This is a genomic window from Streptomyces sp. SID5469 (assembly GCF_009862865.1).
Taxonomy (GTDB): Bacteria; Actinomycetota; Actinomycetes; order Streptomycetales; family Streptomycetaceae; genus Streptomyces; species Streptomyces avermitilis.
The window spans coordinates 1,099,916-1,108,269 of sequence record NZ_WWIN01000001.1; the positions used below are offsets into that span (position 1 = coordinate 1,099,916).

An 8,354-nucleotide genomic window follows, 5' to 3' on the forward strand; every position below is an offset into this window, starting at 1 on the left:
GGGTCTCTTCTGTACGGGTCTTCTCTGCACGGGTCTTCTCTGTGCGAGTGGTCATGACGCCAGCCCCTCGGCCAACGGGCCCAGCGCCAGGGCCGGGAAGTAGGTCAGCCCGGTGATGATCAGGATGGCGCCCACCAGCAGGCCCGTGAACAGCGGCTTTTCGGTACGCAGGGTGCCCACGGTCGCCGGGATGGGCTTCTGCTCGGCGAGCGAACCGGCCAGGGCCAGCACGAACACCATCGGCACGAAGCGGCCGAGCAGCATCACGATGCCGATGGTGGTGTTGAACCACTGCGTGTCCGCGTTCAGACCCGCGAACGCCGAGCCGTTGTTGTTGGCGCCCGACGTGTAGGCGTACAGGATCTCGGAGAAGCCGTGCGCGCCCGAGTTCGTCATCGAGTGGCCCGGGGTGGGCAGCGCCATCGCCGCGGCCGTGAAGACCAGCGCCAGCGCCGGGGTGATCAGGATGTAGCAGGCCGCGAACTTGATCTCACGGGTGCCGATCTTCTTGCCCAGGTATTCAGGCGTACGGCCCACCATGAGCCCCGCGATGAACACCGCGATGACGGCCATGATCAGGATGCCGTAGAGGCCGGAGCCGGTACCCCCGGGTGCGATCTCGCCGAGCTGCATGCTCAGCAGGGTGATGCCGCCGCCCAGGCCGGTGAACGAGGAGTGGAAGGAATCCACCGCACCGGTCGAGGTCAGCGTGGTCGCCACCGCGAAGATCGACGAGCCGCCGACGCCGAAGCGGGTCTCCTTGCCCTCCATCGCACCGCCGGCGATCTGGAACGCCGGGCCGTGATGGGCGAACTCGGTCCACATCATCAGCGCCGTGAAGCCGATCCAGATGGTGACCATCGTGGCGAGGATCGCGTAGCCCTGGCGCAGCGAGCCGACCATCCGGCCGAAGGTCCGCGTCAGCGCGAACGGGATCAGCAGGATCAGGAAGATCTCGAAGAGGTTCGAGAACGGGCCCGGGTTCTCGAAGGGGTGCGCGCTGTTGGCGTTGAAGTAACCGCCGCCGTTCGTGCCGGCCTCCTTGATGGCCTCCTGCGACGCGACCGCGCCGCCGTTCCACTGCTGCGAGCCGCCCATGAACTGGCCGACGGAGTGGATCCCGGAGAAGTTCTGGATCGCGCCGCACGCGACCAGGACGATCGCGGCGATCACCGAGACGGGCAGCAGGACGCGGACGGTGCCGCGCACCAGGTCGGACCAGAAGTTGCCGAGCTCACCGGTGCGGGAGCGGGAAAAGCCGCGCACCAGCGCGACGGCCACCGCGATGCCGACCGAGGCGGAGACGAAGTTCTGCACCGCCAGGCCGCCGGTCTGCACGACATGGCCCATGGCCTGCTCGCCGTAGTACGACTGCCAGTTGGTGTTCGTCACGAAGGACGCGGCGGTGTTGAACGCCTGGTCCGGGTCGATGGACCGGAACCCGAGCGAGCCGGGCAGCGAACCCTGGACACGCTGAAGCACGTACAGGAAGAGCACGCTGACGGCGGAGAAGGCGAGGACGCCGCGCAGGTACGCGGGCCAGCGCATCTGCGTGTCCGGGTCGGCGCCGATGCCCTTGTAGATCCACTTCTCGACGCGCAGGTGCTTGTCGGAGGAGTAGACCTTGGCCATGTAGTCGCCGAGGGGACGGTAGGCGAGTGCCAGTGCCGCTATGAGAGCGACCAGCTGGAGCACGCCGGCGAGGACGGGACTCATATCGCTTCTCAGAACCTCTCCGGGAAGATCAGGGCGAGAACGAGATAGCCCAGCAGGGTGACGGCCACGATCAGGCCGACGACGTTTTCGGCGGTCACAGCTTCGTCACCCCCTTGGCGACGAGGGCCACCAGCGCGAACACCGCGATCGTGGTGACAACGAAGGCCAGGTCGGCCATCGCGAGCTCCTAGATGAGGTTCGGATTGAACGGACGATTAGAGGAAACCGCCTCTCTGGCCGGATTCGATCGCCGTTGACGGCTCTCATACGGGGGTGCGTACGCCTTTGACGGATCTCTTACGGCGGGCTGATCCATCTGCGGGGCCCGTCTGGATTCCGTCGGGATCCCATCCCCTCATTCCGCGCGCCAGTGCCGGACCATGCCGACCTGGGCGATCGTGAAGCCGATGAAGACACCGATGGCGAAGAGCGGCACGAGGGTGTTGGTGTCGCCGCCGGAGAAGACGAGCAGCGCGGCGACGACCCCGGCCAGTGTGAGCACGCCGTGCCGGTGGACCTGGCGGTCGGCTTTCAGCGCGAAGACGTGCGGCAGGTAGTTGTCGCGGGCCGGCAGCTTCAGCAGAACCGGAAGACCGCCGAAGGAGGTGTTGGCCGACAGCGCCAGCAGGATCATCGTCGCGAACTGAACGACGTAGAACGCCCAGTTGTGGCCGAGCGAGGCGTCCGCGAGCTGCGCGAGGACCGTGACGCCCTCGACGGGCTGGAGATGGAAGCGCGAGATCAGCACCGACAGGCCGATCAGCATCACACCGAGTACGGCACCGAGGGCGACCTCCGCGTGCTGGGCCCGGCGTACGCGCGGGACGCGGAAGGCAGGCACGGCGTTGGCCGAGGGCCTCGACGCCGGTGAGCACGCTGCATCCGGAGGCGAAGGCCAACGTGGCTCCGGAGAGCTTCGGCGGATACGCCCTGACCGGCGGCGCCCCGGATCACGTGGGCGTTGGTGCCGCTGATGCCGAAGGACCCCGTCCCCGAGCCCGAGATGCGCGAGTGGATCGACGGCAAAAGGCCCGGTCGGAGGTTCCCACCCCGCGACGACCCGCTCTCCAGGCCGTCGGCCGAGCGCCGCAGGCCCACGATGGCCTGCGGCGTCCCGTCCAGCACGGCGGGGTGCAACACGCTCCCGGTCAGCGGGTCGGCAGCCGTAGCTCGGCCGGCGCCTGGGGACGCCCGGCCGCGTCGGTGCCCGTGCGCAGACCGGTCAGCGAGCGTTGCGCGGGACGGTAGTCCAGAACGCCGCGTGCCGCCGGGCGGTCACGACTCCACTTGGTCCGCGCGGGATCCGGTGCCGCGCGGTGTGGTGTCGGCGATCACTGCGGTGGGCGGGTGTGCGGCGGTGGCCGCTCGGGTGTCCGGGTAGAACGCGAAGACCTGGTCGAGGCCCACGATGCCCAGGACCCGGGCGGTGTTGGCCGGGACCGCGGCCAGGACTGTGTCGACGCCTGCCTCGATGGCCAGGTTGCGCGCTGCCAACAGCAGCGTGATGCCGCTGGAGTCGCAGAACCGCAGACCTGCCAGGTCCAGGACCAGCAGCTGGCCGCGGGCCAGGGTCAGGCGGTCGATCGCGTGACGCAGTTCCGGGGATGTCTCGTGGTCGAGGTCGCCGGTGATCTCCAGTACGGGACCGGTAGGGGCGTCTCGGGTGGTGATCGTCAGCGGGCTCATGTCAGTCATCTACTCGCAGGGGCTGGTCGGGCAGGGAAGCGGGCACGCCGAAGGCCAGCAGGGCGGTGTCGTCGTCGAGGCCCTCACCGAAGCCGGCGAGCAGGCCGGTCAGGGCGGTGATCAGGGCCTGTGGGCCCGCAGGCGTCCGGGCGGCGGTGAAGGCGCGCAGGGCGTCGTCGCCGTACAGCTCACGCCGCGGCCCGATCCTGGCCTCGGTCAGGCCGTCGGTGTAGAGCAGCAGCGTGTCCCCGGGCAGCAGCACCGTGCGGGCGGCTGTGAACTGCGCCCGGGGCAGGACACCGATGAGCATCCCACCGGGGGTGGGGAGGTAGTCGGCGTAGGCGTCGGCGCGCTGGACCAGTGCCGGGGGGTGGCCGCCGGAGGCCAGGTGGACGGCGCAGCCGTCGCTCTGGGGTTCCAGGAAGCCGAATACGGCGGTGCAGTAGCGGGGCTCGCTGCCGGTGTACCGCTCGTGCAGGACCGTGTTGAGCGTGGCCAGTACGTTGACGGGGTCGGGCTCGTGCAAGGCGGCGGCGCGCAGGGTGTAGCGGGTCAGCGAGGTGACGGCGGCGGCTTTGGGGCCTTTGCCGCACACGTCGCCGAGGAAGAATGCCCACCTGGTGCCGTCCAGCGGGAACAGGTCGTAGAAGTCGCCGCCGATCAGGTCCGGGGAGGCGGTGTGGTAGTGCGAGGCCACTTCCAGGCCGGGAACCGTCGGCAGGGTGGAGGGCAGCAGGCTCTGCTGGAGGACGGCGAGTGCTTCCTGGAGGCGCTCGCGGTCGGCCTCGGCCTGCCTGCGGGCGCGCAGCAGTTCGGTCTCGTACGCGCGGCGGTCGCGGGCGTCGAAGACGGTGCTGCGTACCAGCATCGGCTCACCGTCGTGGCTGGTCTTGACCTTCGAGGTCACCAGCACCGGCAGCCGCTGCCCGTCGGCCGCTTTGAGGTCCAGGGCGATGCCGTTGACCTCGCCCTTCATTTGCAGCAGCGGCGCGAAGTGCGTCTCGTGGTAGAGCTTGCCGCCCACGGTGAGCAGGTCGGTGAACCGCATCCGGCCCACCACGTCCCGGCGCGACAGGCCCAGCCAGTCCAGCAGCGTGGTGTTGATCTTCGCGATGGTGCCGTCCATCAGCGTGGACAGGTAACCGCACGGCGCCTGCTCGTACAGTTCCTCGGCACTGTCCTCCAGCAGCGACGTGAACACCGTGTCGGTGGCGTCGGCGTCCTGCTCTACGTCCCGGTCGCGGCACATCACCGTGTTGCGCCGAGGAAGGCGGTGATGGCCTGTGCCGTGGCGTCGGGTGCGCTCAGCTGCGGGCAGTGCCCTGTCGCGTCCAACGTCACCAGGCGGCTGCCGGGGATCGCGGCATGGACGTAGGCGCCCACCTCGCGCGGCGCGATGACGTCCTGTGCACACTCCAGCACCAGCGTCGGCACCGCCACCGACTTCAGGTCCTGGCGGCTGTCGGACAGGAACGTGGTGCGTGCGAAGGCCCGCGCGATGTCCGGATCGGTCGCGCAGAACGAGGCGGTCAGCTCCTCCCCCAGCTCCGGCCGGTCGGGATTGTCCATGATCACCGGGGCCATCGTCGCCGACCAGCCCAGATAGTTCGAATCCAGGGACGTCAGCAGCTCGTCGATGTCCTCGGCGCTGAACCCGCCCCGGTACCCGTCCTCGTCGATGTACCGCGGGGAGGGAGCGACCATGACCAGGCGGGAGAACCGCTCCGGCGCCTTCTGCGCCGCGAGCACCCCGACCATCGCGCTGACCGAATGCCCCACGAAGGCCACATCCCGCAGGTCCAGCTCCTCGCAGACCTCCAGCACATCCAGGGCGTAGCCCTCCAGTGAGGAGTAACGCTGCTCGCTCCACGCCGACAGATCCGAGCGGCCCGACCCCACGTAGTCGAACAGCACCACCCGGAAGTCGTCGGCCAGCGCGGGAACAACCAGCCGCCACATGTTCTGGTCACAGCCGAACCCGTGCGCGAGCAGCACCACCGGCCCGTCCGGGCGGCCGGTGACGACGACGTTGTTCCTCCGGCGTATATCCATACCCGCCAGTGTCCCACCACCCCCAGGCGCCTCAGCCGGGGTCTTCGTCCCGCCCCTGCCCTGCCGTGCCCGAGGCGGCAGCACGTCGAAACGTTGCCGGAGTCGGTGGGCTGCGCGAACGGGGCCGTGCAAGAGGGCCGCGCCTGGCAGAACCGGTGCCCTGAATCCAACCTCTTCGGTCACGCCGACTCTTCGGTCACGCGGAGCGGAGCAGCGGTGTCGGAGGGGCCGAAAGGACCTTCGCCCGGCTCCGCCCGATCGTCGTCTCGTCGGCGAGCGCCCTGGACATCCGGCGGGCGGCGCCTCGTGGGAGGCACGGTGCCCGCGCAAGGCCGTGCGGCGGCGTGAGACTGTGGTGCTATGGAACAGGCCCCCCGAGGGGATCCACACCATGGCGACACAGAGCACGGCGCACGAATACCTGGATGAGCCGTTCGACATCACCCATGCGGCTGTGGTCCGCATCGACGCGCACGGTCTGATCGAGGGATGGAGCAAGGGCGCACAGACGCTCCTCGGCTACCGGGCAAGCGAGATTCTGGGACGGCCTGCCGCCTCGCTGCTGACCGGCGAGGCAGACCTCGCTTCCGCCATGTCGGAGCCACGCCGTACAGGCAACGGCTGGGAAGGCCTGATCGCCGTCAGGCATCGCTCCGGCCACCACGTGGAGCTGGCACTGCGCGCCTGCCCGTTCCAGGACGATGGTGGGCGCCGAAGCTGGCTTGCCGTGGTCACCCCGGTGAGCGCGCCCCGCAGGTGGGCACTGGAGCAGGCGGTGCTGCACGGCCTGCTCGACCAGTCGCCCATAGGGATAGCCGTGGTGGACACCGACCTGCGGTACCAGATGGTCAACCGCGTACTGGAAGACATGGACGGCGTGCCCGTCCAGCTGCGCATCGGCCGCAGAGTCGGGGAGGCCGTGCCCGGGGAAGCCGACTCCACCCTCGAGTGGCAGGCCCGGCAGGCGCTGGGCAGCGGGCAGACGCTGCTGATGTTCCAGCATGCCGTCCCGGAACCGGGCGAGCCCTACCGACAGGACCGTGAGCGCGTCAGGCTCTGCGCGTCCTTCCGGTTGCAGGACCGTACAGGCCACCTCCTGGGCGTGTGCCACACCACGGTGGACGTCACCGACCATGACCGGGCCCGCCAGCGACTCGCCCTGGTGAACGAGGCGAGCAGCCGTATCGGCACCACCTTGGACCTGGACCGCACCGTGCGCGAGCTGGCCGAGATCGTGGTGCCCCAGGTCGCCGACTTCGTCGCGGTCGACCTGCTGGACACGGTTCTGGCAGCCCGCGACCTCACGCCCGTCGCGGTGGACGGCGAGACAGCGCTGCGCCGAGCGGCGCACCTCTCGATCCAGGAAGATCACCCCGAGGTCGTGGTCGCAGCCGGGGAACCCACCCGCTACCCGCCGACCTCCCCGCAGAGCCGATGCCTGGCTACCGGTCGCTCGATCCGCCACCCGGTCATCGACGGGTCGACGCCGTGGCTGGCCCAGGACCCGCTGCGCAAGGCAAAACTGGACCTCCTGGGCGTGCACTCCCACCTGGTCGTCCCCCTCCAGGCCCGAGGCATGACCATGGGCGTGGCCACGTTGCTGCGCTGGAAGCACGCAGAGCCCTTCGACGACGACGACCAGCTTCTTGTCGAAGAACTGGCAGCCCGCGCGGCCGTCTGCATCGAGAACGCCAGACGTTTCGCCCGCGAACACAACACCGCACTCGCCCTCCAGCACAGCCTGCTCCCCCACGGGCTGCCCGAACAGAGCGCGGTCGAGGCGGCCTACCGCTACCTTCCCACCGACACCGAAGCCGGGGTCGGCGGAGACTGGTTCGACGTCATTCCGCTGTCCGGCGCACGGGTCGCCCTGGTCGTCGGGGACGTCGTCGGACACGGCATCCACGCCGCGGCCACCATGGGCCGGCTGCGCACCGCCGTGCAGACACTCGCCGACCTCGACCTGCCCCCCGACGAACTCCTGGCCCGCCTCGACGACCTGGTGATCCGGCTCGCGGACGAAGCCGATGCCGCCGCCGGCGGCGCCCTGGTGATCGGCGGGACCTGCGTCTATGGCATCTACGACCCCATCTCACGCAAACTCGTCGTGGCACGGGCCGGACATCCCAGCCCCGCCATAGCGCACCTCCGTGAACCAGTGGAATTCCCTGACATACCTGCCGGCCCACCCCTCGGACTGGGCGGCCTGCCCTTCGAATCCGCCGAGATCGACGTCGAGGAAGGAAGCGTGATCGCCTTCTACACCGATGGCCTCATCGAAGCCTCCGACCGCGACGTGGACGTCGGCTTCGAACGGCTCTGCTTCGCACTGGCCCACCCCGACCGCCCACTCGACGAAATCTGCGACACGATGGTCCGGATGCTGCTGCCCGAGCACCCACACGACGACGTCGCCTTCCTCGTCGCCCGAACCCGTGCACTCGGCGCCGACAACGTCGCCTCCTGGGACATACCCGCCGTCCCCTCGGCGGTCCACACCATCCGACAGATGACCAACCGGCAACTGAGCGCCTGGGATCTCGACGATGCCGCATTCACCACCGAACTCATCGTCAGCGAACTCGTCACCAATGCCATCAGGCACGCCTCCCCGCCCCTCAGCCTCCGTCTGATCCGAGAACGCGCCCTCATCTGCGAGGTGTCCGACAGCAGCAACACCTCACCACACCTACGCCGCCCCCTCGGCACCGACGAAGGCGGACGCGGACTCTTCCTCGTCGCCCAGGTCGCCCAACGGTGGGGAACCCGCTACACCCCTCAAGGCAAGACCATCTGGGCAGAACAACCACTACCCTCATAGGCCTTGGCCGCCACCTGCCCGTCCGGTAAGGACGCGTTGCCGAGCGGCCCGGACACGCTCGTGCCGCGTTGGCGGAGTG

The 8,354-nt window shown here is 69.3% G+C and carries 6 protein-coding genes and 1 pseudogene; 1 reads left to right on the forward strand and 6 read right to left on the reverse strand.

What is annotated here, in order from left to right:
* Positions 1–51 precede the first annotated feature (51 nt).
* From kdpA to GTY58_RS04925, 6 genes and pseudogenes are all read right to left on the reverse strand, one after another.
* Positions 52–1,716 carry a potassium-transporting ATPase subunit KdpA gene (gene kdpA, locus GTY58_RS04900; RefSeq protein WP_010982357.1) on the reverse strand — a complete coding sequence of 555 codons (1,665 nt, stop codon included), beginning with the start codon at positions 1,714–1,716 and terminating at the stop codon, positions 52–54.
* Between the two features lie 8 nt (positions 1,717–1,724).
* Positions 1,725–1,814 carry a K(+)-transporting ATPase subunit F gene (gene kdpF, locus GTY58_RS04905; protein ID WP_037651592.1) on the reverse strand — a complete coding sequence of 30 codons (90 nt, stop codon included), beginning with the start codon at positions 1,812–1,814 and terminating at the stop codon, positions 1,725–1,727.
* Between the two features lie 266 nt (positions 1,815–2,080).
* A pseudogene (locus GTY58_RS04910) lies at positions 2,081–2,612 on the reverse strand (amino acid permease); the annotation flags it as partial.
* Between the two features lie 379 nt (positions 2,613–2,991).
* Positions 2,992–3,402, reverse strand: coding sequence for an STAS domain-containing protein (locus GTY58_RS04915; RefSeq protein WP_078936722.1), 411 nt, complete (start codon positions 3,400–3,402; stop codon positions 2,992–2,994).
* Between the two features lies 1 nt (position 3,403).
* Positions 3,404–4,651 carry a SpoIIE family protein phosphatase gene (locus tag GTY58_RS04920; RefSeq protein ID WP_010982360.1) on the reverse strand — a complete coding sequence of 416 codons (1,248 nt, stop codon included), beginning with the start codon at positions 4,649–4,651 and terminating at the stop codon, positions 3,404–3,406.
* Entirely contained in the window at positions 4,651–5,454 is an 804-nt protein-coding gene (locus GTY58_RS04925) for an alpha/beta hydrolase (protein WP_010982361.1), read from the reverse strand. Before GTY58_RS04925 ends, GTY58_RS04920 begins: the two co-directional genes overlap by 1 nt.
* Positions 5,455–5,845: 391 nt before the next feature.
* On the opposite strand from GTY58_RS04925, the gene GTY58_RS04930 reads away from it, so the two are divergent.
* Complete coding sequence (locus tag GTY58_RS04930) at positions 5,846–8,275, forward strand: SpoIIE family protein phosphatase (protein WP_078234826.1); 2,430 nt, start codon at positions 5,846–5,848, stop codon at positions 8,273–8,275.
* Positions 8,276–8,354 lie beyond the last annotated feature (79 nt).